The organism is Corynebacterium sp. ES2775-CONJ, assembly GCF_024814515.1.
Taxonomy (GTDB): domain Bacteria; phylum Actinomycetota; class Actinomycetes; order Mycobacteriales; family Mycobacteriaceae; genus Corynebacterium.
This window is the reverse complement of the sequence record NZ_JANUXT010000006.1, coordinates 94,432-117,743: the sequence shown is the minus strand read 5'-3', so window position 1 is coordinate 117,743 and position 23,312 is coordinate 94,432. Positions and strand designations below refer to the sequence as shown.

The following is a 23,312-nucleotide window of genomic DNA, read 5'->3' as shown; positions in this document are numbered from 1 at the left end:
TAGATAAAAATTAGAGGGCTTCTTTTTCCTAACCGGAAAGAGAAGCCCTCTTTTTCTAGCGGTTACGACTGTGATGATTATCCTCTATCACTTGTGCAATGAGGTCGGCGATCTCGGCGTTGACGATCCCGGGATTCTCCATGGGTAGCATATGTCCCACATCAGGCACCACCACCAGGCGGCCCTTGGTTAATTGGGACAACATGAAGCTTGACTGCGATTCGGGGGTGAAATCGTCCTTATCGCCCACCATGATACGGGTGGGGATATCCCGTATATATTTCAACGCCTCCGACTCGTCATGTGTTTCCAAATCGTCGAGGAAGCCCACCAGGGTCTCAATTGGAGTCCCATCGATCATCTTAATGTGGTGCTTGCGTGTCTCCTCCGTGGAGCGCGTCACGATAGCTAAATTGCTCAACAGCGGCACGAGGGTTGTTTGCAATACCTCGCGCACATAGTCAGTCTCCTCCGCTGCGGCTCGCGCTATCGAGCGAATATCGTCCACGATAGGAAGTTGGAGCACCTGTGACAGCCCCGAATGAGCAAATGGCCTCGCTGAGGTGGAAATGAGGGCAATTCCTGCGCAACGAGAACGCAGCTGCGGGTAGCGGCGCAAGAGGTTCAGAATCACCATGCCACCCATCGAGTGGCCCACCAGAATAATTGGCCCCGTAATCTCAGCATCGTCAATAACTAGCATAACGTCATCGGCAGCTCCATCGATGGAGCATTCACTGACAGGGATGACCTCTGATTTGCCGTGCCCCCGCAGATCCATAGCCACACAGGAAACCTGATGAGCTAGCGATGCGATCTGTAAGTGCCATGAGGTGGCGGTCAGGGTATACCCGTGGACGAATACGACCGTCACGGGTGCGTCGTTTGAGGGTTCCCCTTCGCAGTAATAGCGGACGCCGTCGGCGTTGAAGCCAGTACTGAACTGGGGTGGTCGATACTCCTGCTCCCGGGTATTCTGTGCGATTCGCCATCTCTGATAGCGCTTCTTTAACTGACTCAGGAGCATAAATATTACACTACCGCATGAGGCGCGTAGCCTTAGATGTGATAGTTAAAAAATAACAAGAGCGCGGTATGAGATAGTTGACATTTCCCTCTTTCTCAGCGCGCGTTGGAAGGATCCCCCAATCATGTCATCACTCCACGATCAACTGCAGGCTCTGATTACTCCCGATGAACCTGAGGAAATGTCCGAGGACTATCCCCAGCTTCGGGCTTTACTATCCCGCCTCAGTGGAATTGATGCCGAGAGCATCCTCCCGGAGGCAACACTTAAGGAAGGGCTTGGTTTAAGCTCGCTGGATCTTATAGAAATCGCCATTAGGATTGAAGATCAGTGGGGCTTAAAGGCAAGCTTTGAACGCTACGCGAAGGTTGAGACAGTCGCCGATCTGCGCGCCTTAATTGACGGGCGTGAGGGAGACGAGGAATCCGAACTCGGCGGCGAGTGATTTCATCATGGACTCTAGTTCCGCGAACTCTTTCGCTTCAGCGTTAAGTACTTGACGGCAGTCTACTGCACCCCTTTTACGCGACTTTCGCCATGTTGTGCATTGCGCTACGTCTAAATAGTCTGTTCCCGGCAATGCTGCGACAGGTTCAGACTGTAATGCCGAGGCCATTGCTTCTTCGACTCGCATGCGACAGCGAGTCGGCATCCCCCAGATTTTTAAGACTGCAAAATTCAAGGTGGTGGGCATGGTGGTGTCCTTTCGTTTAACAAGTTCTGTCTTCCCCAACAAACTTGTGAATAAACAAAAGGAATCACCCTATGATTCAACGCAGAATGAAGCCACAAATCAACTCTCAAGGCGAGCTTTAACCCCCAGCTCACCACCTATTTATTAAAGCTAAAGTTAAGCTTTAAAGATCTCTTCGTTGGCCACAGCCCACAGATCTTTAGCCCACGGACCAAAGGGGCGATCAGTCAGCACCACCGCACCTTTGCCGCTACGGGGGTGCACCCACATAAAAGTGCCCGACTGCCCAAAGTGGCCCACTATATCGGCAGGCATGGACCGACCCAACCAGTGCGGCGATTTTTCTCCATGGATCTCGAATCCTAAGCCCCAGGGGCAGGGTTTGTGCATGCCATAGCCTGGCACAATCCCATCTAGCTGTGGGTACTGGACGGTCCACGCCTGTTTTAGGGTTTCAGAGGCAAGTAGCTGAGGGTGAGTGAGCTCTTGCATGAACGCTAGGAGATCTCGCACACAACTTCGCGCCTCGTGCCCTGCCGATCCCCATAAAGAAGTAGCAGTCATTCCTAAGGGCTGGAATATCGCTTCATCGAGGTAGGTGGCAAAGCTCATCTCTGCTTCTGCTTGCACTTTCTGCGCTAGCATCTCAAACCCGTAGGAGGAGTAGATGCGCCGCGTCAGTGGTGGCTTTGCGCTGTCAGAGGCGCTAAAACCGACTCCCGAGGCGTGGCTGAGCAGGTGTCTCGCGGTGATGTTGTTGGGGAAGATCTCCTCGTCCAGCTCGAAAATGCCTTCTTCATAGGCGATGAGGAAGCCGTAGGCTGCAAGAAGTTTCGTCACACTTGCGAGCTCAAAAATATGCTGCGGATCGCCGTATAGCTGAGGTGGCTGCGCAGGATCGCTCATGATTGCTGCGGACACGGTATCGACAGGCCACTGGCTGAAATCGGAAGACATAATTCTTAACTTAGCGCGCTTGCTTGGTGTTTTTAAACTCCCCCTCGAAGGTGGGATTAGAACCGCGCCCTTTATTCCACCCCTTGCGCTCCGCGCGCTTGATAAGAGCTCTCAGCTGGGCTGCCGTCATATTCACAGGTGCCCACTCGGAGCTTCTAAAGAGGACCCATCCGCGCCAGTAGGCAATAATCGCAAGACCCGCCCCAATTAGTGGCGCAATAATCATCCCGATAACGTCATGGCCTGCAGCATGACTAAAGGCCATGGCTGCGGCACTCGCAGAAGCAGGTACTGCATAGAGTGTGCCTCCGCCGAAAATTGTGGGCACTTGCCCGGTGACAACATCTCGGATCATTCCGCCGCCCACGGCGGTTATGACGCCCATGAATACCGCAGAAACAAGCGGCATATCGAAGGTCACTGCCTTCACGCACCCGGTGACAGCCCAGACACCTAGGATAATGGCATCGGCATGTACCTTGAAGAGCTCCCACGCACGACCTTTGAGTGCGGTGACGAGGGCAATCACCGCGCCGAGTAGGGCAAGGAGGAGGTAGGTGGGATCAGCGATGGCCGCAGCGGTACCGCGCTGCATGAGCACATCACGGATCATACCACCACCGAGTGCCGAAAATAGGGCTAGGAAGACAAAACCTACGAAGTCAAAATTCCGCTGCCGCGCAATCGTGCCCCCAATGATTCCATTGAGGACAACCCCTATGAGGTCAAAAATTTGGTAGAGATTCCAAATCAAGGGGTCGACGTCAGCCACTTCGCACCGAGCTTTCTTTTTGTACAACGACGATCTAATGGCACAGCAATCACTAACTGTACAAAAATTTTTGGCGATATCCTAAGAGTGGTTCATCCTCCACCGTGGGAAAATCTAGCAGTCCATTCGTTGGGGTCTACTGACATAAATGCGAGCCAGCAGTCAGGAGCTGAATTTATATTTTTCTCACCTGATCATGCTTTAGCATGTGAGGCGTGCGATCTAAGGGTAGGGTGCAATTCTCCGCTTTAATTTTCTCGGTTGTTAGATGAGGCACACCTCCCAGGTTTTTACCTTGTGGACATGAACCCCGCGATCTACTCGAGGAGGTCGCGCCGGATATAGCCCTGAGCAGCGTGAATGTGAGCTCGTTACGGTCTGAGCACACTACAGCACAGAGATCCTGCACTGGCTGCTGCTAGGGCCTCCACTAGTGCTCGCTCCTCGCGTGTAGATCGTAGGGAGATAGCACTCCCCTGCAGGCAGGCTTGTGGACTGCATGCATCTGGGCGCGGCTCACCAAATAAATTCGCACCAGCTAAGGTCCAGAAGGGAGCATGTGCGAAGCAAGGCAAAACGCATACGAAAAAACCCAGACTGTTGATTATCAGCCTGGGTTGTTATGCTCCCCCAACTGGACTCGAACCAGTAACCCTTCGATTAACAGTCGAATGCTCTGCCAATTGAGCTATGGGGGAATATGCTTTGAGAAGCTTTGTACTTAAAGCGCCTCCGTGGCAACGATTGAAACTATACACAGGACCGCAAAGTGGCACAAATTAGCAGCTCATCGCCAATAATTTTACTCGCGATCTGAGATGAGTTTTGCCAATTATTCTTCTGAGTACTTAGCTGGTATTTTATTTTTTGGGGCTATAGCTCAGTCGGTTAGAGCCGCGGACTCATAATCCGTTGGTCCCGGGTTCGAGCCCCGGTGGCCCCACAAAAGATCCCTGCACCTGTATGGTGCAGGGATCTTTTTCTTAGCTGCACATCAAGGGTATTTTCGGTAGAGTTGGAAGTCAGATTTCAACCGAGCAAAGGGAGTTTTATCCAGATGTTTCAATTCGTCGTCGGGGCCGCTGCTGGCTATATTTTTGGCACCAAGGCCGGTAGACGCCGGTACGAACAAATGAAGCGGGGTTACCGGGCGACGATGAACTCCCCCGTCACCAAATACGCGCTCGGAAAAACTCGTTCCGCTCTTGCCAATAAGCTTGACCCTCAGCCTCGTTTGCGCGAAGTCAAAGGCGTGAAGAAGAGTAAGAACGACCCCGAAATCTTTGAAGTAGACCACGATTAATGACTAGAAAGACATTTAAGGACACGATTATGGCACGTTCCCTGCGCTTTTCCGCAGTCGCCCTCTCATCCCTCACCATTGCAGGACTCGGCCTTGCGGCATGTACCCCTCCTTCTCATATTGATTCCGACAAGAAAGTCGATACCGCGGTAGACGGTCAGGTGGCCGTTAAGAGCACCGAGGGTATGGAGGATATGGAAGCCGCCGAGATGACCACGAGTGTGGAAAAAGCCGCACCCAGGGAAGAAAACGTCACGGTAGCTCTCTCCGCAACCGAACTCACTGAGGGAGAGCTCGTCGATGTAGAGATCACTGGGCTGGCCGCGGAAGCTGGTTATTATACGGCTATTTGCAAGACTCCCACCCCCGATGGTGCTGCACCACTATGTACAGGCACCTTGACTGACCCCAATACCGCTGCGTGGCTGAAAGGCGACGATAGCGGCACCGTGAAGATCTCCGACGACGGCACCGCTACTTTTACCTTGACTGCTACCGCTGTTGGTGAGGGTGTCGATTGTTCCACTGATGCTTGCTTATTGCAGGTTTTCGGTGATCACACTGAGGGCTTCCGCCCTGTTGCTGCCATCCCTGTTGCGTTTAAGGCCTAGGAATCTCAAAAATAAAAAAGCCCACTTCGGTGGGCTTTTTCTTTAGGAGAATATCCGCTCGATGAGTTCTCGACGGGCCTGCTCAAGGGCCACCAAATCGGCGAAGAGATCACGGTAGGAATCACCGTCCTCGTCGGGGCGCATTCTTTGCAGCTGGCTTTTCAAAATGGCAATCTGATTACCTACTCGCTTCTCCTGCAGGCGTGAGAGGGCCTTCGTAGCATAGGCATCAAGATCTGATGGATCATCAAAATCAGTGTGGAATTCTTCCACTACGAGTTCCGAAAGCACGGAGCGTCCAATAAGGTCAGGAATTTTTTCTGCCACCTGGGCGATGAAATCTTCAGCAGCGTGCTCACAACCCCCGACCTTAGCAATGGCCCGGGCGATCACCTTATAGGTCTCGTGCCCAAAGCTCTCCTCACTCAATCCGTCGAAAAAGCTCCCCGCGGTCTGAGGAAATTGCAGCGCCAGTTTCAACACTTCCCGCTCCGGCCATAGCTGACTATCTTTAGGATCGGGGTGGCTGAGCATCTGGGTGGCAGGAGCCTGGTCGGTGTTGGGAGAAAAGCGTTGGGCACGCCTAGGCGGTTGGGATTGTTGAGGGGATTTCGCTGCCGCTCGTACCTGGTTGAGAACCTCTCTTTCGTTGGGCCAGCCCACCCATCCGGCGAGTTGCCGTGCGTACTCGTCTCGCAGCGCCCGGTCATGTATACCAGCGACGATAGGGACGGTGCGCCGCAGGGCTTGGAGGCGCCCTTCGGCGGAATCAAGGGGGTAGTCACTGATGAGGTTGCGAATGATAAATTCAAACATTGGTTGGCGCTGCGCCACCAGATCCCGCAGAGCTGCATCGCCTTTTTCCAGCCGCAAATCGCACGGGTCCATCCCGTCGGGAGCGACGGAGACATAGGACTGTCCGGTGAATTTTTGATCCCCATCGAAGGCACGCACCGCGGCTTTTTTCCCGGCTTCATCGCCGTCGAAGGTATAGATTAATTCACCGCGGAAATAGCTATCGTCAAGCATGAGCCGCCGAATCATCTGGAGGTGATCCGGGCCGAAAGCGGTACCGCAGGACGCTACAGCCGTGTCGACGCCGGCCGCGTGCATAGCCATGACATCGGTATAGCCTTCGACGACCACGCACTGATGCTTGTGGGCGATACTTTTTTTGGCTTTATCTAAACCAAAGAGCACCTTGGACTTCTTATACAAGATGGTCTCAGGGGTATTCATATATTTTCCCAAAGTGTCGTCATCGAACAGCTTGCGGGCGCCGAAGCCGATAACATCACTGGAGGTGGATTTAATGGGCCATATTAGCCGCCGCCTGAAACGATCCACGGGGCCGCGTTTGCCCATGGTAGAAATTCCGGCCGCCTCCAACTCTTTGAAACTAAAGGATTTCAGCAGGTGCTTGGTCGTGGTATCCCACCCTTCAGGTGCGTAGCCGCATTCGAAGGTATAGATAAGATCCTTGCTAAAGCCTCGGTCAAGCAGGAAACGGCGCGCCGTCTCTGCCTCGGGAGTTTCAAGTTGTTCCCGGTAGAAGCGGTGAGCGGCCCGATTGGCTTCAATCAGACGTTTGCGGGTGCCGGGCTCAACGGCCGGCGCACCTGTGGTTCCGCCTTGGTAATTGATGCGGTAATGGATGTGCTCGGCCACTGCTTCCACTGCCTCAGGAAAGGACATATGTTCCATTTCCATGAGGAAGGTAAAAACATCTCCGCCTTTTCCTGTGGAAAAGCAGTGGAAATAGCCGTGTTGCGGGCGCACATGAAAAGACGGAGTCTTTTCATCCTTAAAGGGGCTTAAGCCCTTGAGGCTATCGGCTCCGGCGGGTTTGAGCTGGACGTACTCGCCGACGATCTCCTCGATCGCTGCCTGTTCGCGTATGGCCTGAATATCAGATTCCGGAATTCGTCCTTTGCCCATAGTGTATGAGTGTAACAAGAGCCGATAATTTTTCCGCTCCCTATTCCACCGTCACACTTTTTGCGAGATTGCGCGGCTGGTCCACGTCATAGCCCTTGGCTTTAGCGACGGCTGCTGCAAAGATCTGCAAGGGCACGGTTGCAACCAATGGCTGCATGAGGCTGGGGGTGGTGGGAACGCGGATAATATGGTGCGCGCATTCTGTCACCTTCTCATCCCCTTCCTCGGCGATCACGATGGTATAGGCGCCGCGGGCATTAACTTCTTGAATGCTCGAGAGCACTTTGGCGTGTAGTAATCCTCGTCCTCTCGGGCTAGGAACCACCATGAAGATAGGCTGCCCTTTTTCAACGAGGGCGATGGGGCCGTGCTTGAGTTCGCCCGCGGCGAACCCTTCCGCATGAATATAGGCGATTTCCTTGAGCTTTAAAGCCCCTTCGAGGGCGACGGGGAAGCCAACATGGCGACCAAGGAAGAGGACAGATTGTGCCGTAGAGAGCCTGCGCCCTAGGTGTTGAATATCAGGCTCGGATTCTAAAACTCGTGCGATCTTCTCTGGGATGCGGCGCAGTTCCCCGTAAATGGCTGCTACTTCGTCGCTGAACATATTTCCGCGCAATTGCGCAAGGTAGAGTCCAAGGATATAGGAAGCGGTGATCTGGGCTAGGAATGCTTTCGTGGAGGCCACAGCGATTTCGGGTCCGGCGTGCGTATAAATTACTGCATCGGATTCTCGCGGGATTGTGGATCCGTGGGTATTGCAGATGGCCACCACTTTGGCTCCTTGTTCACGGGCATGGCGAACCGCCATGAGGGTATCCATAGTCTCCCCAGACTGGGAGACCGCCACAACGAGGGTCTTTTCGTTCACGATGGGATCGCGATAACGGAATTCATGGGCGAGTTCCACTTCCGTAGGGATCCGGCACCAGTGTTCGATGGCATAGCGCGCCACCAGGCCAGAATAGGCGGCGGTACCACAGGCGATGACAATGATCTTATCCACCGACCGCAGAATGCTCTCGTCGATATGGAGTTCGTCTAGAACAATATGGCCGGTGGCATCGACCCTCCCGAGAAGAGTATCGCGAACGGCGGCGGGCTGGTCGTGGATTTCCTTTTCCATAAAGGAGTCGAAGCCCTCTTTTTCGGCGGCTTTGGCATCCCACTCCACCCTGAATGCGCTTCCTGTGATGGGGGCTCCGTCGAAGTCGGTGATCTCGTATCCGGTGGCGGTAGCCGTCACGATGCTGTCATTTGCTATCTCAACGGCATCCCTGGTGTAGTCGATAAAGCCGGAGACATCGGAGCTGAGGAAGATCTCGTTATGGCCCACACCGAGTACTAGAGGAGAATTGCGGCGAGCGGCCACGATTCGGTCGGGGGCATTCTGGTGTATGGCCAGGAGTGTAAACGCTCCTTCCAGCCGCTGGCAGACAGCCCGCATTGCGGATTCAAGATCACCCAACTGGTGTAGCTCATAGGCAATAAGGTGAGCGACAATCTCGGTATCGGTATCAGAAATAATTTCGATGCCAGTGCTTATTAGCTCGGCTTTTAATTCAGCAAAATTCTCAATGATGCCGTTGTGAACGAGTGCAAGCGCCCCATGATCGGCTAGGTGCGGGTGCGCATTGGCATCGGTGGGACCACCGTGGGTTGCCCACCTGGTGTGTCCGATCCCGATCCGAGAAGGCTGCACAGGATGAGCCGCGATCTCTGCTTCGAGGTCTTTGACCTTCCCGGCTTTTTTGCGCATATACAGCTGCTCGTTAGCTATGAGCGCCACACCAGCAGAATCGTAACCTCGGTATTCGAGGCGCTTGAGTCCCTGAAGGACCACGTCGAGAGCTTGGGGTTGATCTTGGCCAATATATCCTACAATTCCGCACATAGCCCCAAATGTACTGCAGCTCTGCTTTCTTGCACTAATTTTTTTTTAAAAATCTGCGAGAATATATAACTATGCGTCGACTCCTCGTAGCCCTCGGTGGTGTGATGATAATAGCCATGTTTTTCTTCGGCGAAGAGTTTAACACCGATATGAGCTACCCAGATTTTCCAGGTAATGCTTTTTCCGAGTGTTATGTTAAAGATCTCCCCGACCAAGCGTGGGAGACTATCCGCGATATCCGCAGTGGTGGGCCGTATGATTTTCCGGCCGATGATAATCGGCACTTTGGCAATTACGAGGGATTGCTTCCTTTAGACTCGCAGTACCGCGAGTACACAGTTAAAACTCCAGGCCTCAACCACCGCGGCCCCCTGCGCATCGTCACAGGTGGTGGAAGTGACACAGACCCGGATAGGTGGTACTTCTCCCCCGATCATTATCAGTCTTTCTGCCTGATCCCTGATGCGGAGAGTAATCGCCTAACTGAAGTAGGACCGTAGCTCAGCGCTACGGTGCGCCACTCGCTCGAGGCGCGACTCTGTCATGGAGGCAATGGCATCGATTATTACCCGCTGACGCTGGGCTGAGGTTTGGGCCCGCTCGAAAAAATATTCGTAGAGCGGATCAAGGGCACCTGGACCCGAGGCCTCAAGATAATCATAGACTCGGAAGAGTCGATCGCGTTGTCGATCTTGACGCTGCTGGTGGTGCTCGTCTTCCATAACATACAGCACCGCAATGGTTTTGAGTAAGGTGACCTCGTTCACAACGGTCTCAGGTACCACGAGTGTGCCTAAGCAGCGTCCGACGGGCATATCGTTGGCTAACCGGGTTGCGGCGACTACCGCCGAGATATACCGACCAACGAGCTGCGAGGTCAAAGCCTTGAGATCACAATAGCCTTGAAAAGTCCCCGAGAAGTCTGCGGCGCGTTTGACCACCGGTAATTCCCGCAGTGCGCCGGCTGCATCGATGAGGCCGTCGATACTACCTCCGAAAGCCTCCGCACCTTTATCCGCAAGCGCAGCCAGCTCGACGAAATCCCAGAGCACTGCTAGATCAATGCGGCCGGACACGATCCCGTCCTCGACATCGTGAACGCTGTAGGCGATATCGTCCGAAAAATCCATAGTTTGGGCTTCCATGGAGCTTTGTTGATCCTCATGTCCGGCGCGCACCCACTCAAGAAGCTCCGCGTCCTCGTCATAGCAGCCGTATTTACGGTTGGTGCTGCCGTCAGGGTTGGTGCGTGTGCGTGGATATTTACATGCCGCATCCAAACTGGCGCGCGTGAGGTTGAGTCCTACACTCTCCCCTGAATCAAGAAGCACTTTTGGTTCTAAGCGGCTTAGGATGCGCAGGGTCTGAGCATTACCTTCGAAGCCTCCGCACTCGGTGGCGAGCATATTGAGGGCTTGTTCCCCGTTGTGGCCGTAAGGCGGATGCCCAATATCGTGGGTGAGTCCGGCCATCTCGCAGAGATCGGCATTCAGCCCCAGGGACGACCCGATACCGCGGGCAATCTGAGCTACCTCGAGCGAATGGGTGAGCCGAGTGCGGGGGGTGTCTCCGTCGCGGGGACCTACGACTTGGGTTTTGTCAGCAAGGCGCCGCAGGGCTGCTGAGTGCAGGACCCGTGCGCGATCACGGGCGAACGGTCCGCGTTCCTCAGGGGTGGAAGCCAAACCGTGGTGCTTAGCAGGCTCCTCATAAAGCCGCTGACGGTCATGGTCGGAGTAGCCGTATGCGGAAATCATGCACCTATTCTAAGGCTTTTTCCAATAGCTTTGCCCGAGCAAGGCGGTGTGGTGTGAAGTATGCCTGGAGGCGGCGAAGCCAGCGCTGGACGACTTTGGCCAGCCTGGGCGAGATAAATCGCTCAACTGCTAATACTGTCACTCCTCCCATTTCGTGAATGAGCGGACCCACTTTTACTACACCTGAATGATAAGGCGTAGGTGACAGCTGAAAATCAAAGCCTTCCAGTTCCCCCAAAAGATGCACCCGCAAGGCATGGGAGGGGTGAGTAACCACGATCCACGGTGGTGGGCACATAGCTGCGACATCGATAAGGGAGCCGCGGGTGTCATGACCTGAGGCGATCACCCGGATCTTGTCCGCTGCTACCCCCATCTCTTCAAGAGTCTGGCGGCCCACGTCGGCCTCAGAGTGGGATTCTCCCGGCATCTTTCCGCCCACCGTCATGATTTCTTGATTGCGATCACGCTGGTGAAGCTCTGCAGCCCACTTAAGGCGCTGGGCGAATATGGGCGATGGCCGGCCCTCTTTTTGGGCTGCACCTAGTACGAGAAACGGGGCGTGCGTATGGGGCACGCTGCCTGTGCGCAGCACCCCGTAGCTCCAGATCGTGAGGCCTAGAAAAAAGGGCGGGAGGAGGACGAGACGAAACATGGGTGCCAGTGTAATCGCCCCTAGAGATATGGCTGTGATTAGCTATTGTAGAGGGTATGACATCATCGCTATCACGCACCTTTACTACTGCCGTGGGGATCTTGGGATTCAGCGTCTGCGGATTCTTAGCAGCTGCTCCCCTGGCCTATGCCAGCACCCTGAACGTTATCGCGGAACCCGCGGTGAGCTATCCCCAAGTCGTGACTGATTTCACCGATCGCTTAAGCGCCAATGATATCGAGTGGATTAATGAGCGTGCTGCTGATTATGCTGCCGGTGAGGATGGCACGTTTACCTTGGTAATGGTCAATGATTTTGATGGCTTGACCCCCGAGGCTTGGAGTGAGCAGGTCCTCAATGAGGGTGCGGCGCACCCCCGGGATATCGTTATGGTGATTGGGGCAAATAGTTATGGTTTTACCGGTGGCTCTGGCTTTAGTTCCGCTGAGCTCGATGCCATGTGGAATGCCTCCTCGCAGGCGTTGAGTGCGAGAGATTTTGCGGGATCTGCCGTGGCGTTGATGGATGCCGCACATCCTGCCGGCACCATGATTGCCGTAGATCCTGCCTCGGACTCAGACGGTTCGTGGGGATGGGTTGTCGGAGGTCTCGGCGCCACTGCCCTGGCGGGAGGGGGGATATATGCCGCAACTCGTCGGAAGTCGAAGAAATCTACTCAGGAGATTTTAGAGAAGGCGCGCGCTCTTGATCCCGCCCAGCCCTCTGCGTTGCAGCAACTACCGCTGGATACTTTAGAGCAGCTTGCTGCTGAGGAGTTGGTGAGTACCGATGAATCGATTCAGCGGGCGCGCACCGAGCTCGATATCGCTATGGCAGAATTTGGGGCCGAACGCACTCGGGCCTTCACCAGCGCAATGAATCATTCCACACATACCTTGCAGAAGGCCTTTGAATTAAAGCGCCAACTCGACGGCGGCCTCTATGCGGGCGAGGTCGAAAAACGCGGATTGCTCGTCGATATTATTTCCTCGTGTGGCCAAGCCGATGATGCACTCGAGGCACAGGCAAATAATTTTGCCCAGTTGCGCAACCTACTTGTCCACGCCCAGGATAATTTAGACCGAATTACGCGAGAGACAGTGGAATTATATGCACGTCTCCCTGAGGCTGAGGCGCAGCTCGACGCCCTCAAGGAAGAATTTGAGGAGCCAATCTTAAGCCCGATCGCTCATAATATTGAGATCGCCCAAGCCGCCCTCAAAGAAGCTGACCAGCAGCTTGATATCGGGCGCAGTCTCCTTAATCGCCCCGCAGGTGAACAAGGTGGGCTCGTCGATGCCATTCGCCTGGCCGAAGCCGCGAGTGCGCAAACTGATCGGATGCTTAAAGCTATCGAACATGCGCACAGTGATATTAATCGCGCGCGTGCAGGCATCGGAGGTCTCATTACCGAAATTGAGGAGGAGATCCAGCAAGCCATAGATATTCGCGCGCAGGGCGAATCTCAGGGGACTCCGATGAATTGGCAGGCTGTGGAAGAGACTATTGAGCAGGCGCGCCACGTGGTTGAGCAAGCTCGGACGAATGCCCAGACTGATCCCCTGGGTACCTGGACTCTATTGAGTGATTGCGATGCGCGTCTTGATGAGATGCTCGAGCAAATCCAGGAGGGTACCACAAGTCATGCTCGCCTTCTGCAGGTATATACGCAACAAGCTGATGTCGCTGCTGCTCATATTCGGGCCGCGCGGGATCTGATTTCTACGCGAGGGCGCATCGTCCGGGCGGGGGCGCGCACCAAGTTGGCGGAGGCTGAGCGGTCCTATGCACAGGCTGAAAATGAACGTAACCGTCATACCCGTCAGGCGATTAATTACGCAAGGCAGGCGGCTCAATTAGCCCAGTCCGCGCTCACCTTAGCGCAACGCGATGATGACGATTACCGGATGCGTCACTCCACTCCGCGTTCCGGGGGTGGAACAGGTTCATTTGTCGCCGGAATGGTCATTAATGAACTTCTGAGCGGTGGCCGCCGCGGCGGGGGCTTCGGCGGAGGTTTTGGTGGCGGTTTCGGCGGCGGAGGCTTCGGGGGAGGCGGTTTTGGGGGCGGCTCCCGCGGCGGCGGTTTCGGCGGTGGCGGCTCCCGCGGAGGCAGCTTCTAGTCCCAAAAAGATCCGGTTCACAGGCTATGTGAACCGGATCTTTTTTTACTGGGTCAGTGCGATTAGGTTAGCAGGGTGAATATTGTAATCGCAATGGCCATGAGGGAGGTGAGGATGAGCGCCAGAGTCATTGACATCATCTTCGACTCTAATTGCGTGCGAGTCACCCACGAGAGGAATACGCGCTGCTCAGGGCTTAGAATATCGTCGGTACTGCGCCCGGTCTCGTCGGCGAATTCCGTAATGGCTTTCCGAACCCCGTTATTGCCGCCAGAAAACTGCCCGACTTTGCGATTGGTGGCGTCGAGGTATACCCAATCTTGACCACCTTCATTGACGGCTCGGATTTTAGTTCCGGCAAGATCGATGGTGATCTCATGCGATCGACCAAAGGGCTTATCGCCAGTGGTTGCGCGATACACCTGCGCGGTTGGCAGCGTGGCCTCGAGCTCGTTCTTATCGGCGCGTACCTTCCACGGACTAGTTCCCACCATGGCAGTATCGGGCTCGGAGCCGACCTTGAGTGGGAATACCGCGATTTCATCTTCCACTGGGTCGAGCAGGCGTGCAAACTCGCCCGTGCGCTTGGCCCACTGGGTGTATATGGGATCGGACATATCTGTTAACAACCTACCAATCGGGCGGCTAGATAGGACTCCAGTTCGGAGATCTTGACGCGTTCTTGCTCCATGGTATCGCGTTCGCGCACGGTTACGGAGTCATCGTCGAGTGAATCAAAATCGACCGTAACGCAGAAGGGGGTGCCGATCTCGTCTTGTCGACGATAGCGGCGTCCAATAGCACCCGCGACATCATAATCGACATTCCAGAATTTCCGCAGCGATTGCGCAATGCGCTCTGCTGTTGGGGTTAAGGTGTCTTTTTTCGATAGTGGCAATACCGCGACCTTGACGGGAGCCAAACGGCGATCGAGGCGTAAAACTACGCGCTTGTCCACCCCGCCCTTGGCATTCGGGGCTTCATCCTCGTAGTAGGCATCGCATAGGAACGCCATCATGGCGCGGGTGAGGCCGAAGGAGGGCTCGATGACATGTGGGACATAACGCTCGCCGTTGACCTGGTCGTGGTAGGAGAGGTCCTCACCGGAATGCTCAATATGGCAGCCGAGGTCATAGTCGGTACGGTTAGCCACGCCCATTAATTCGCCCCACTCGCTACCTTTGAAGCCGAAGCGGTATTCGAAGTCGATGGTGCCGGCGGAATAGTGAGCGCGCTCCTCCTCTGGGACATCAAACTGACGCATATTGTCGGGGTTAATACCGAGGTCGATGAACCAGTTCCAACAGTCATTAACCCACTGGTCGAATTTTTCTTGAGCCTGATTTTCAGGTACGAAATACTCGATCTCCATTTGCTCGAATTCACGGGTTCGGAAGATGAAGTTGCCCGGAGTGATTTCGTTGCGGAAGGCTTTACCAACCTGGCCGATTCCAAAGGGTGGTTTCATGCGGGCGGTGGTCATGACGTTTTTGAAGTTGACGAAGATACCTTGAGCAGTTTCAGGGCGCATATAGTGTAGCCCCTGCTCATTATCGACTGGGCCGAGGAAGGTTTTCATCAGTCCGGAGAACATCTGGGGTTCGGTCCACGCACCCGGTTGTCCGGTTTCTGGGTCGGGAATATCAGCGAGGCCATTTTCGGGCTTGTGGCCGTGCTTAGCCTCGTAAGCTTCGATTAGGTGATCGGCGCGGTAGCGCTTGTGGGTGTGCAACGACTCCACGAGGGGGTCGGTGAATGTGGCTACGTGGCCGGAGGCCTCCCAGACTTGGCGCGGCAGGATAATAGAAGAATCGAGCCCAACCATATCGGCGCGACCTTGAACGAAGGTGCGCCACCACTGTTTCTTAATATTTTCTTTGAGCTCGACACCCAAGGGGCCGTAGTCCCACGCGGAGCGGGTGCCACCGTAGATTTCGCCACACGGGTATACGAGGCCGCGGCGTTTGCAGAGGTTTACTACGGTATCAATGACTGAGCTTTGAGCCATGGAAAAAGGTCTCCTTGAGGTTTCTTAGTAATTAGCCTTCCCCCAGTTAATCGCGGGGAGTTCCTCCAACTTTACTAGTTCTTGACTGAGAAGCCTAAGCCGATTGCCGAAGAGAATCTCCTCCACGAGTTCCCTAAGAGAATTGGTGCCCTACGGCAAGCACTTTTGAGAAGTATAAGGCTTACCTAAGTAAACAAACAGGCCAAATACCTTATATATGGGCTTTTGTTCGGGAGCAGTTCTTAAAGTTCTGAGCGAGGAAGTGGTACGAGGTAGAATCTCCGCTATATTTAAGTATCAGGAACGCTACAGTTTAGGTATATACACGTAACCACTGTCGACCTATCGATTTTTCCACCTCCATTAACACCGAAGGGGATATATCGATTGAACAGTGTTTAGTTAGCCAAACGCAACGACTGATGGAGAGATGATGGGATCATTAACCGGCACCCAAGAAAACCGCAATACCTCGATGAATTGGGGCCACGATTTCACAATGGCTGCGGGGTTTTTTACCTCCCTTAGCTGCAGCACTCGTTTAAGCATCATCCAGCTTTTAAGCGGCGGCCCCCTATTTGTTAACGAAATTGCCGAACACTTAGACTGCAGCCAACCGCTCATTAGCCAGCACTTGAAGATACTTCGTACAGCTGGCATCGTGGGTAGTACCCGAAAAGGCCGAAAAATCGTTTACCACATTAGCAATCCCCTCGCGCTCGACATTGTTCAACGGGTCACCATGCAAGCGGAATCATCGAGATAAATATCTTTTAAAACAAAAAACAACCCCTCGGAAAATCCGGGATCAAACCGTAACCCATGATGGCATTTTGCGGCTAATGAAAGCGAAATCTAGTATGATTTGAGTCATAGCTAGACTGTAAAGTGCTGTTTGTTCCAGCTGACCGGTCCCCGCGACCAGTGAGCACCCTATGGAAGCTAGTCAGCTCAGGCTCTTGAAATTTTCCATCACGTGGCCTGTTTACTTCTAGCTATAGCAATGTTTTGCTTCATCTACCACCTCCTAGGTCTGACACCCTACCTGGTGCCAATAGCGCTCTGACAGGCGCGTATGAAGCTAAAAAATCATAAAAGGGAATGGAATCATGAACCGCACTTTAGAACCGAGGGTTCCGAAGCTCGGTGTCCGCAGCACCCGCCAACGCGCCGCTGTCGTCACTGTTCTTCGCGACTTTGATAATTTCGCCTCCGCAAAAACGATCCACGAGGAACTCACCAAGAGAAATCTCAAGGTAGGGTTGACAACCGTTTATCGCACCCTGCAGTCGCTGACTGAGATCAAAGCAGTCGACGCTTTGCACATGTCCAACGGCGAAACCCTTTATCGGCAATGCCTCAATAACGCTCACCATCACCACCTCGTGTGCACCCAATGTGGACACACAGTTGAGGTCGAAGGTGGCCCGGTCGAAGAGTGGGCGAAGGACGTCTCCCGCGCCCATAGCTTCACCCTTACAGGACATGACGCCGAAATATACGGCACGTGCTCACAGTGCGCCGCAACTATCTAGCCCCTAACCCAGGGCACTAACCCTGGGTTCAGCCGATAATCGTGCCAAAGGCCATACCCAATACATAGGTGATACCTGCAGCACCGAGTCCTATTAGCAGTTGACGGATCGCCCGGTACACAGGAGGTTTCCCGGAGAGTACACCGGTGAGACTACCCGTAGCAATCAGGGCGATGCCAACTAATATAATGCCTGCTAGACCCAAGACGAGGCCACTAAATTGAAAAGCCAGGATAAACGGGATAAGCGGGATAAATGCTCCCCCAGCAAAGCAACAGAAGCTGTAGATGGCCGCATGAATAGCTTCCTTGGAGTCGATGTCGCTGTTCACCCCAAACTCTTCTATCAACGCCTGATCATGGGAATCCGCTAAGGAATTTAAGACCTGCTCTGCCTTGAGTTGAGCCTCGTGATCACCTAATCCACGTGCTCGGTACACCAGCGCGAGCTCATTGGCATCCACATCGAGTGCCGCCACACTGCGCTGCGCCTTCTGATCCGGGGCGGACGCCTCGCGCAGCTCCTGAGAACTCTTCACCGAAATATATTCTCCGGCCGCCATAGACAGAGCCCCTGAGAGCAAACCAGAGATACCCGCAAGAAGGACGAAGCGAGAATCGACGCCCGATCCCATCACTCCCAAGACGAGCGCCAAATTGGAGACGAGGCCGTCATTTGCACCGAAAATAGCAGCACGGAAGGAGCCACTCATTTTCTCCCTGGCATCCGCAGCTAAACCACGAATGACCTCGCCATGCATCATCTCATCAGCGTGCATTTGCGCCGTGGCATCCGCATCCTTCTCATAGGGACTGCGCATTTCCGCGTTCTGCATTAATGCAAGAGCAAAAAGAGAACCGAAGTGCTTGGTCATAAACGCCAGCACTAAGGTGCTAAAATCTGGGCGGCGCGGGAGCCCGACATCATCACCCAACTTTTCGCGCCAGTATTTCTCGTGGCGTTCTTCGGCACGCGCCAAACTTAAGAGGATCTCTTTCTCCTCACCGCTTCTCTTATGAGCTAACTGCCGATAAACCGCGGCCTCGGCGCGCTCATTGGCCAGATACTGCTGCCATTTGCGGATTGTTTTGGCATCCGGGGTAGGGGTCACTTCACTCCTCCGAAACGACGGTCACGATGAGCATATTCAATAACTGCGTCAAAGAGATCAGCAGGTGTGTAATCGGGGAAGAGCTTATTCTGATAAACCATTTCCGCGTAGGCAGATTGCCATAACAAAAAATTTGAGGTTCGCTTTTCCCCCGACGGTCGCAGGAATAAGTCCACGTCGGGCATATCGGGCTCGTCGAGAAAGATGTGAAAATTCTTCTCCGTTATGTCTTCTGGATCTAAAAGGCCTTGCTGAACCTTCCGGGCAATATCGCGAACCCCGTCCACGATCTCCGCGCGACCACCGTAATTAACACACATATACAGCGTCATCGCCTCATTATTCTTGGTGAGCTCTTCCGCCGCTTCAAGTTCGTTAATGACACTGCGCCATAGCCGTGGGCGCCGGCCAACCCAGCGAACTCGCACCCCACGCTCATGAAGCCACATTTTTTGGCGCGATAATACATCACGGTTAAAGCCCATGAGAAAGCGCACTTCTTCTACGCTGCGCCGCCAGTTCTCGGTGCTAAAAGCATAGGCGGAGAGATTTTTTACCCCTAGCGCTAAACAAGCAGAGACCATATCCAACAGTACGGCTTCGCCGCGCTGGTGCCCTTCGGTACGCTTTAAGCCGCGCTGCGTAGCCCACCGCCCATTGCCATCCATAACGAGGGCGATATGATTGGGGATAAACTGCGGATCTATTTGAGGTGCCTGTAGATTATCGCTCACCTCTCCTATCTTGCCATTAGCGACAGCCGAGTCCTAAACCTGATCGAGAACTTCTAAGGCGGCAATTTTGCGTTCGGCATACCACTGAAAATGGAGGCGCACGAACTGATGAACTTCGGCCTGAAAATGCGAAGATTGCGCAATGATCTCGATCGCGTTGTCAAGGAATTGATGCTCGAGAAGCCACGCTATATGCAAGGCTTCGGGATCTAATTCCTTGGAACCGGGGGGCCGACAATTCACACATACCGCACCCCCAGGTGCCGGGTGAAAAGCATGATGGGGCCCCGGTTTCTGGCATTGCGCACACAGGAAGAGGCTGGGCGCCCAACCCGCGATATGCATGGCTTGCAATAAGAATGCATCCAGGACGACCGTGGGATAAGCCGTCTGCCGCATCAGTTCGATATGGTCGAGAACGAGATCATAAAGATCATCTTCAGCCAGGCGCTCCGCCACTTCAAGAATTGCTGTGGCGGCAATAAAACGCTGCGAATCCTCCACAATTCCGGTGGCAAAAAAACGCACCGTATCTGCTTGGGTAAGAGTCTCCAGATTACGACCCGGATAAAGCTGTACATCTATCTCCACAAAGGGCTGCAGCCTCGATCCGAAGCGGCTTTTTGCGCGCCTGACTCCCTTAGCTACTGCACGGATAATGCCATGCTCTTTACTTAAGAGAACAACAATACGATCGGCTTCTCCAAAATCATAAGTGCGCACGACAACCGCGCGCACCTTATATGATTGTCTAGCCACTAGAATCCAAGGCGACCGAGCTGCTTTGGATCAGACTGCCAGTTCTTCAACACCTTCACCCGCAGGTCAAGGAAAACATTGCTGCCAAGTAGCTCGATAATTCTGGGTCGAGCTTTAAAAATGATCCGGCCCAGACCGCGTCCGCCGCGACCGATAATAATGCTCTTCTGCCCCGGGCGTTCCACATAAATCACGACATGAACATCGAGAACTCCCTCACGTTCGGTGCTCGGGATGATCTCGTCAACCTCCACGGCCACCGAGTGAGGCAATTCTTCCTTGAGGCCAGCAAGTGCGGCCTCGCGCACGATCTCCGCAATCCGAGTGGGGGTATCGTCGTCGGTGATGTGATCATCGGGGTAAAATTTCGGGCCCTCGGGAAGCTGATTGATAATCACATCGATCAGTACCTCACGCTGTTCACCCGTGATCGCCGAGACTGGTACCACCTCGCACTCACTACCGAGAAGTTCATGCAAAGCCATCAGCTGCACGGCCACTTGATCGCGGCTGACCTTATCCACCTTGGTCACAATGCCCATCAGAGGCGTTCTCGGGGCGACGCTGCGAATATTGTCCACAATCCAGCGATCACCCGGCCCAATCTTTTCATCGGCTGGGATCGTGACCGCAATCAGATCCATATCCGCATAGGTATCTTTGACCACCTCATTGAGGCGCTCACCCAAAAGCGTGCGCGGGCGGTGTAGACCCGGGGTATCCACGACGATGATTTGGGCGTTGTCGCGGTGCACCAGGCCTCTAATGGGGTGGCGGGTTGTCTCGGGCTGATTGGCGGTAATCGCAATCTTTTCTCCCACCAGTGCGTTGGTGAGCGTGGACTTTCCCGAATTGGGTCGTCCTACAAATGAGATGAAACCGGAGCGGAATCCCTCGGGGGTATCGGTAAAATTCACCCTTCTCCTTAGATTGAGTGTTGGGATTTCTTTAGCTTAGCGGATTTTCGACGCCACAAAATGATGGTGTGGATTCACAAAGGAATCTTGGGCCTTAATCAACAGCAATTCCCGAGAGTTTTCTTCGTACGTCATCGAAATAAGATCAAAGATGGCGGCCGCTGTTTTTTCTAATGCCTTTTTGGCATCGAAATCGCGAATATAGTGGCCGGTAAATAAAGCTGCGGTGACATCCCCGGAGCCATTACGCTTAACGTCGAGATAAGGGGTTTGGATGATCCACGCACCCTCATCATTAACAACCACCATTTCCACGGTGTGCTCTGGCCGGCCCGGACGCATCACAGAGGTCACTAGAACCGTATGCGGACCGAGGGCGCGCGCCTTATCAGCTGCAGCGATAGTGGACTCAAGATCGCTCGCCTCCATCCCCGTGAGATAGCCCAGTTCAAACTGATTGGGGGTGATGATATCTGCCACAGGCACGACGACGTCGCGGAGCAAGGGCGGGATTAATTCCGACACAAAGCACCCCGACTTCGCATTACCCATAACGGGATCGCAGGCATACTGAGCTGAAGGATTCTTTCTCTTTATCGCAGCAACCGTCTCGGTGATAACCTCAGCGATATCGGATCCACCCTGATAGCCCGAGATAATGGCCTCGATATTGGCGAAAGCACCGCGGGCGGAAATTCCGGCTATGACATCGCGAACGTGGTCAGCCGGAATGAGCTGACCACCCCAATCTCCGTAACCGGTATGGTTAGAAAAATTAACGGTATGCACGGGCCACACCTCGTGGCCGATACGCTGGAGGGGGAAAACTGCCGCAGAATTACCCACGTGCCCATAGGAAACGTGGGATTGAATCGAAAGAATGCTCATATCGAGTATTCTTCCACGCTCCTAGGCGGAAGTGGAATTATCCACCATGTCGATAAAGAGCTCGTGGACCGTGGTATCTTGTCCCAGCTCGGGATGAAAACTAGTAGCAAGCACATGATTGCGCTTTACCGCCACAATCGCCCCGTTCGCGGTACGAGCGAGAACTTCGACGCCGGGGCCAATCTCCTCCACCCAGGGAGCCCGGATAAAGGTTGCATTGACCTTCTTACCAGCTATATCGAGAGTTTCCTCGAATGAATCGACTTGACGCCCAAATGCATTGCGACGCACCGTTATATCTAGTGCCCCTAGGCAGTGCGCATCTGCTCTGGTATCAAGCACACGTGAACTAAGGAGGATCATGCCAGCGCATGTGCCATAGGCGGGCAAGCCCTGCTGCACCAGGTGGCGCAGCGGTTCTAATAGGCCCCCTAATTCGAGCAAGGTCGATATCGTAGTGGATTCGCCGCCTGGCAAGATAATCCCGGTAAGCCCCTCAAGGTGCTCGACCCGGCGAACCAACCGGTACTCCCGACCCAAAATTTCGAGCATGCGAGCATGTTCGCTGACGCCCCCTTGGAGCGCCAAGATGCCGATCATCTACCAACCGCGCTCGGCCAAGCGATGCGATACGGGGATCTCATCGACATTAATGCCCACCATGGCTTCGCCCAGACCGCGGGAAACGCGAGCGATCGTATCGGGGTCGTCATAATTTTGGGTTGCCTGAACAATTGCGCGGGCCCGTTGTTCTGGATTACCGGACTTGAAGATGCCAGAGCCGACAAAGACTCCCTCCGCCCCCATCTGCATCATCATGGCGGCGTCAGCTGGGGTGGCAATGCCTCCAGCAGTAAAGAGCACAACTGGGAGTTTCCCAGTGCTGGCTACCTCCACGACTAATTCATAAGGGGCTTGGAGCTCCTTGGCCGCCACGTAGAGTTCATCACGAGACATGGAGCTGAGGCGATTGATCTCAGCACGAATGGTACGCATATGAGTGACTGCATTGGATACATCACCGGTGCCTGCCTCACCCTTGGAGCGAATCATAGCTGCACCTTCGTTGATGCGGCGCAATGCCTCTCCGAGATTGGTTGCCCCGCAGACGAATGGGATGTCGAAGGCGAATTTATCGATGTGGTTGGTGTAATCGGCAGGGCTGAGCACCTCCGACTCATCGATGAAGTCTACCCCTAGAGATTGCAGTACTTGAGCTTCCACGAAGTGTCCGATCCTCGCTTTGGCCATCACGGGGATGGTGACGGCGTTGATGATGCCGTCGATCATATCGGGATCTGACATGCGCGATACCCCACCTTGGGCACGAATATCGGCTGGCACACGCTCGAGTGCCATCACAGCGGTGGCTCCCGCGTCCTCGGCGATCTTGGCCTGCTCCGGGGTGACCACATCCATGATCACGCCTCCTTTGAGCATCTCCGCTAGGCCACGTTTAACACGCGCGGTACCAGTAAACTTTTCGCTGCTCATCAAATCTCCTTGAAGTGAGGTACAAAGGTACTGCTTTATCATAAGGGGTGAGCCGGCTTCACGCCCTCACCCAGGTGTTATTAATAATGGATTTCATCGAAAACGTCCACATCAGTGGACTTTTATTCAAAAATC

Annotated in this window: 24 protein-coding genes and 2 tRNA genes; 8 read left to right on the top strand and 18 right to left on the bottom strand. The window is 54.1% G+C overall.

Annotation, left to right across the window (positions count from 1 at the left end):
• Positions 1-55: 55 nt before the first annotated feature.
• Positions 56-1,027, bottom strand: coding sequence for an alpha/beta fold hydrolase (locus NXT01_RS08405; protein WP_259079976.1), 972 nt, complete (start codon positions 1,025-1,027; stop codon positions 56-58).
• A 124-nt stretch (positions 1,028-1,151) separates the two neighbouring features.
• Between NXT01_RS08405 and NXT01_RS08400 the strand changes: the two genes are divergently transcribed.
• Positions 1,152-1,472, top strand: a complete 321-nt coding sequence (locus NXT01_RS08400; protein ID WP_259079974.1) for an acyl carrier protein — start codon at positions 1,152-1,154, stop codon at positions 1,470-1,472.
• Here NXT01_RS08400 and NXT01_RS08395 read toward each other — a convergent pair.
• The 4 genes from NXT01_RS08395 to NXT01_RS08380 form a co-directional block, all read right to left on the bottom strand.
• On the bottom strand, positions 1,422-1,721 hold the full coding sequence (locus NXT01_RS08395) for a hypothetical protein (RefSeq protein ID WP_259079973.1): 300 nt from the start codon (positions 1,719-1,721) through the stop codon (positions 1,422-1,424). The two genes, NXT01_RS08400 and NXT01_RS08395, sit on opposite strands and share 51 nt — an antisense overlap.
• A 156-nt stretch (positions 1,722-1,877) precedes the next feature.
• Positions 1,878-2,678, bottom strand: a complete 801-nt coding sequence (locus NXT01_RS08390; RefSeq protein ID WP_396124773.1) for a serine hydrolase domain-containing protein — start codon at positions 2,676-2,678, stop codon at positions 1,878-1,880.
• Between the two features lie 10 nt (positions 2,679-2,688).
• Entirely contained in the window at positions 2,689-3,450 is a 762-nt protein-coding gene (locus NXT01_RS08385; RefSeq protein ID WP_259079971.1) for a trimeric intracellular cation channel family protein, read from the bottom strand.
• Positions 3,451-4,075: 625 nt separating this feature from the next.
• A tRNA-Asn gene (locus tag NXT01_RS08380) sits at positions 4,076-4,148 on the bottom strand.
• A gap of 171 nt (positions 4,149-4,319) precedes the next feature.
• Here NXT01_RS08380 and NXT01_RS08375 point away from each other — a divergent pair.
• The 3 genes from NXT01_RS08375 (at position 4,320) to NXT01_RS08365 (ending at position 5,364) form a co-directional block, all read left to right on the top strand.
• Positions 4,320-4,393: transfer RNA gene (locus NXT01_RS08375), tRNA-Ile, on the top strand.
• Between the two features lie 114 nt (positions 4,394-4,507).
• Positions 4,508-4,753, top strand: a complete 246-nt coding sequence (locus NXT01_RS08370; protein ID WP_259079970.1) for a hypothetical protein — start codon at positions 4,508-4,510, stop codon at positions 4,751-4,753.
• Positions 4,753-5,364: a thiamine biosynthesis protein gene (locus NXT01_RS08365; RefSeq protein ID WP_259079968.1), complete on the top strand. Its 612-nt coding sequence runs from the start codon at positions 4,753-4,755 to the stop codon at positions 5,362-5,364. The genes NXT01_RS08370 and NXT01_RS08365 overlap by 1 nt, the downstream gene beginning before the upstream one ends.
• A gap of 42 nt (positions 5,365-5,406) precedes the next feature.
• Here the strand turns inward: NXT01_RS08365 and dnaG are convergent, their stop codons facing one another.
• On the bottom strand, positions 5,407-7,302 hold the full coding sequence (gene dnaG, locus NXT01_RS08360; protein WP_259079966.1) for a DNA primase: 1,896 nt from the start codon (positions 7,300-7,302) through the stop codon (positions 5,407-5,409).
• Between the two features lie 40 nt (positions 7,303-7,342).
• Positions 7,343-9,196, bottom strand: a complete 1,854-nt coding sequence (gene glmS / locus NXT01_RS08355) for a glutamine--fructose-6-phosphate transaminase (isomerizing) (protein WP_259079965.1) — start codon at positions 9,194-9,196, stop codon at positions 7,343-7,345.
• A 71-nt stretch (positions 9,197-9,267) separates the two neighbouring features.
• Here glmS and NXT01_RS08350 point away from each other — a divergent pair, with 71 nt between their 5' ends.
• Positions 9,268-9,696 (top strand): ribonuclease domain-containing protein, encoded by a 429-nt coding sequence (locus NXT01_RS08350; RefSeq protein WP_259079963.1) that lies wholly within the window; start codon positions 9,268-9,270, stop codon positions 9,694-9,696.
• On the opposite strand, the gene NXT01_RS08345 is transcribed toward NXT01_RS08350, so the two are convergent.
• Together NXT01_RS08345 and NXT01_RS08340 are read right to left on the bottom strand one after the other, a co-directional pair.
• Positions 9,676-10,953 (bottom strand): deoxyguanosinetriphosphate triphosphohydrolase, encoded by a 1,278-nt coding sequence (locus tag NXT01_RS08345; RefSeq protein ID WP_259079962.1) that lies wholly within the window; start codon positions 10,951-10,953, stop codon positions 9,676-9,678. The genes NXT01_RS08350 and NXT01_RS08345 overlap by 21 nt on opposite strands.
• Before the next feature lie 4 nt (positions 10,954-10,957).
• On the bottom strand, positions 10,958-11,608 hold the full coding sequence (locus NXT01_RS08340; protein ID WP_259079958.1) for a YdcF family protein: 651 nt from the start codon (positions 11,606-11,608) through the stop codon (positions 10,958-10,960).
• Positions 11,609-11,664: 56 nt separating this feature from the next.
• Here NXT01_RS08340 and NXT01_RS08335 point away from each other — a divergent pair, with 56 nt between their 5' ends.
• Positions 11,665-13,731 carry a TPM domain-containing protein gene (locus NXT01_RS08335; protein WP_259079954.1) on the top strand — a complete coding sequence of 689 codons (2,067 nt, stop codon included), beginning with the start codon at positions 11,665-11,667 and terminating at the stop codon, positions 13,729-13,731.
• Between the two features lie 62 nt (positions 13,732-13,793).
• On the opposite strand, the gene NXT01_RS08330 is transcribed toward NXT01_RS08335, so the two are convergent.
• Together NXT01_RS08330 and NXT01_RS08325 are read right to left on the bottom strand one after the other, a co-directional pair.
• On the bottom strand, positions 13,794-14,348 hold the full coding sequence (locus tag NXT01_RS08330) for a hypothetical protein (RefSeq protein ID WP_259079950.1): 555 nt from the start codon (positions 14,346-14,348) through the stop codon (positions 13,794-13,796).
• A gap of 5 nt (positions 14,349-14,353) precedes the next feature.
• A complete protein-coding gene (locus NXT01_RS08325; protein WP_259079949.1) occupies positions 14,354-15,739 on the bottom strand; it encodes a glycine--tRNA ligase in 1,386 nt (461 codons plus the stop codon).
• 430 nt (positions 15,740-16,169) lie between these two features.
• Between NXT01_RS08325 and NXT01_RS08320 the strand changes: the two genes are divergently transcribed.
• Together NXT01_RS08320 and NXT01_RS08315 are read left to right on the top strand one after the other, a co-directional pair.
• Positions 16,170-16,505 (top strand): metalloregulator ArsR/SmtB family transcription factor, encoded by a 336-nt coding sequence (locus NXT01_RS08320; protein ID WP_259079948.1) that lies wholly within the window; start codon positions 16,170-16,172, stop codon positions 16,503-16,505.
• A gap of 343 nt (positions 16,506-16,848) precedes the next feature.
• Positions 16,849-17,274 (top strand): Fur family transcriptional regulator, encoded by a 426-nt coding sequence (locus NXT01_RS08315; protein WP_259079947.1) that lies wholly within the window; start codon positions 16,849-16,851, stop codon positions 17,272-17,274.
• A gap of 28 nt (positions 17,275-17,302) precedes the next feature.
• Here NXT01_RS08315 and NXT01_RS08310 read toward each other — a convergent pair whose 3' ends face one another.
• Genes NXT01_RS08310 through pdxS form a run of 7 tightly spaced genes read right to left on the bottom strand, consistent with a single transcriptional unit; the run spans position 17,303 to position 23,177 of the window.
• Entirely contained in the window at positions 17,303-18,385 is a 1,083-nt protein-coding gene (locus NXT01_RS08310) for a VIT1/CCC1 family protein (RefSeq protein WP_259079946.1), read from the bottom strand.
• Positions 18,382-19,119, bottom strand: a complete 738-nt coding sequence (locus NXT01_RS08305) for an isoprenyl transferase (RefSeq protein ID WP_259079941.1) — start codon at positions 19,117-19,119, stop codon at positions 18,382-18,384. Before NXT01_RS08305 ends, NXT01_RS08310 begins: the two co-directional genes overlap by 4 nt.
• 33 nt (positions 19,120-19,152) lie before the next feature.
• Positions 19,153-19,878 carry a DNA repair protein RecO gene (gene recO / locus NXT01_RS08300; RefSeq protein ID WP_259079938.1) on the bottom strand — a complete coding sequence of 242 codons (726 nt, stop codon included), beginning with the start codon at positions 19,876-19,878 and terminating at the stop codon, positions 19,153-19,155.
• Positions 19,878-20,795, bottom strand: coding sequence for a GTPase Era (era, locus tag NXT01_RS08295; RefSeq protein ID WP_259079936.1), 918 nt, complete (start codon positions 20,793-20,795; stop codon positions 19,878-19,880). The genes recO and era overlap by 1 nt, the downstream gene beginning before the upstream one ends.
• A gap of 36 nt (positions 20,796-20,831) precedes the next feature.
• The gene (gene pdxY, locus NXT01_RS08290) at positions 20,832-21,683 is read right to left on the bottom strand and encodes a pyridoxal kinase PdxY (protein ID WP_259079927.1); all 852 of its coding nucleotides are present in this window, start codon (positions 21,681-21,683) and stop codon (positions 20,832-20,834) included.
• A 21-nt stretch (positions 21,684-21,704) separates the two neighbouring features.
• Positions 21,705-22,283, bottom strand: a complete 579-nt coding sequence (gene pdxT / locus NXT01_RS08285; protein ID WP_259079925.1) for a pyridoxal 5'-phosphate synthase glutaminase subunit PdxT — start codon at positions 22,281-22,283, stop codon at positions 21,705-21,707.
• Positions 22,284-23,177: a pyridoxal 5'-phosphate synthase lyase subunit PdxS gene (gene pdxS, locus NXT01_RS08280; protein ID WP_259079917.1), complete on the bottom strand. Its 894-nt coding sequence runs from the start codon at positions 23,175-23,177 to the stop codon at positions 22,284-22,286.
• Positions 23,178-23,312 lie beyond the last annotated feature (135 nt).

Bases quoted from the DNA above. Each gene is read 5' to 3' on its own strand.
- NXT01_RS08330 (WP_259079950.1), bottom strand. From the start codon at position 14,348: ATGTCCGATCCCATATACACCCAGTGGGCCAAGCGCACGGGCGAGTTT.
- NXT01_RS08325 (WP_259079949.1), bottom strand. From the start codon at position 15,739: ATGGCTCAAAGCTCAGTCATTGATACCGTAGTAAACCTCTGCAAACGC.
- pdxT (WP_259079925.1), bottom strand. From the start codon at position 22,283: ATGATCGGCATCTTGGCGCTCCAAGGGGGCGTCAGCGAACATGCTCGC.
- NXT01_RS08320 (WP_259079948.1), top strand. From the start codon at position 16,170: ATGATGGGATCATTAACCGGCACCCAAGAAAACCGCAATACCTCGATG.
- NXT01_RS08400 (WP_259079974.1), top strand. From the start codon at position 1,152: ATGTCATCACTCCACGATCAACTGCAGGCTCTGATTACTCCCGATGAA.
- NXT01_RS08365 (WP_259079968.1), top strand. From the start codon at position 4,753: ATGACTAGAAAGACATTTAAGGACACGATTATGGCACGTTCCCTGCGC.
- pdxY (WP_259079927.1), bottom strand. From the start codon at position 21,683: ATGAGCATTCTTTCGATTCAATCCCACGTTTCCTATGGGCACGTGGGT.
- NXT01_RS08345 (WP_259079962.1), bottom strand. From the start codon at position 10,953: ATGATTTCCGCATACGGCTACTCCGACCATGACCGTCAGCGGCTTTAT.
- pdxS (WP_259079917.1), bottom strand. From the start codon at position 23,177: ATGAGCAGCGAAAAGTTTACTGGTACCGCGCGTGTTAAACGTGGCCTA.
- NXT01_RS08340 (WP_259079958.1), bottom strand. From the start codon at position 11,608: ATGTTTCGTCTCGTCCTCCTCCCGCCCTTTTTTCTAGGCCTCACGATC.
- NXT01_RS08370 (WP_259079970.1), top strand. From the start codon at position 4,508: ATGTTTCAATTCGTCGTCGGGGCCGCTGCTGGCTATATTTTTGGCACC.
- dnaG (WP_259079966.1), bottom strand. From the start codon at position 7,302: ATGGGCAAAGGACGAATTCCGGAATCTGATATTCAGGCCATACGCGAA.
- NXT01_RS08395 (WP_259079973.1), bottom strand. From the start codon at position 1,721: ATGCCCACCACCTTGAATTTTGCAGTCTTAAAAATCTGGGGGATGCCG.
- NXT01_RS08315 (WP_259079947.1), top strand. From the start codon at position 16,849: ATGAACCGCACTTTAGAACCGAGGGTTCCGAAGCTCGGTGTCCGCAGC.
- NXT01_RS08405 (WP_259079976.1), bottom strand. From the start codon at position 1,027: ATGCTCCTGAGTCAGTTAAAGAAGCGCTATCAGAGATGGCGAATCGCA.
- NXT01_RS08350 (WP_259079963.1), top strand. From the start codon at position 9,268: ATGCGTCGACTCCTCGTAGCCCTCGGTGGTGTGATGATAATAGCCATG.
- glmS (WP_259079965.1), bottom strand. From the start codon at position 9,196: ATGTGCGGAATTGTAGGATATATTGGCCAAGATCAACCCCAAGCTCTC.
- NXT01_RS08390 (WP_396124773.1), bottom strand. From the start codon at position 2,678: ATGTCTTCCGATTTCAGCCAGTGGCCTGTCGATACCGTGTCCGCAGCA.
- NXT01_RS08335 (WP_259079954.1), top strand. From the start codon at position 11,665: ATGACATCATCGCTATCACGCACCTTTACTACTGCCGTGGGGATCTTG.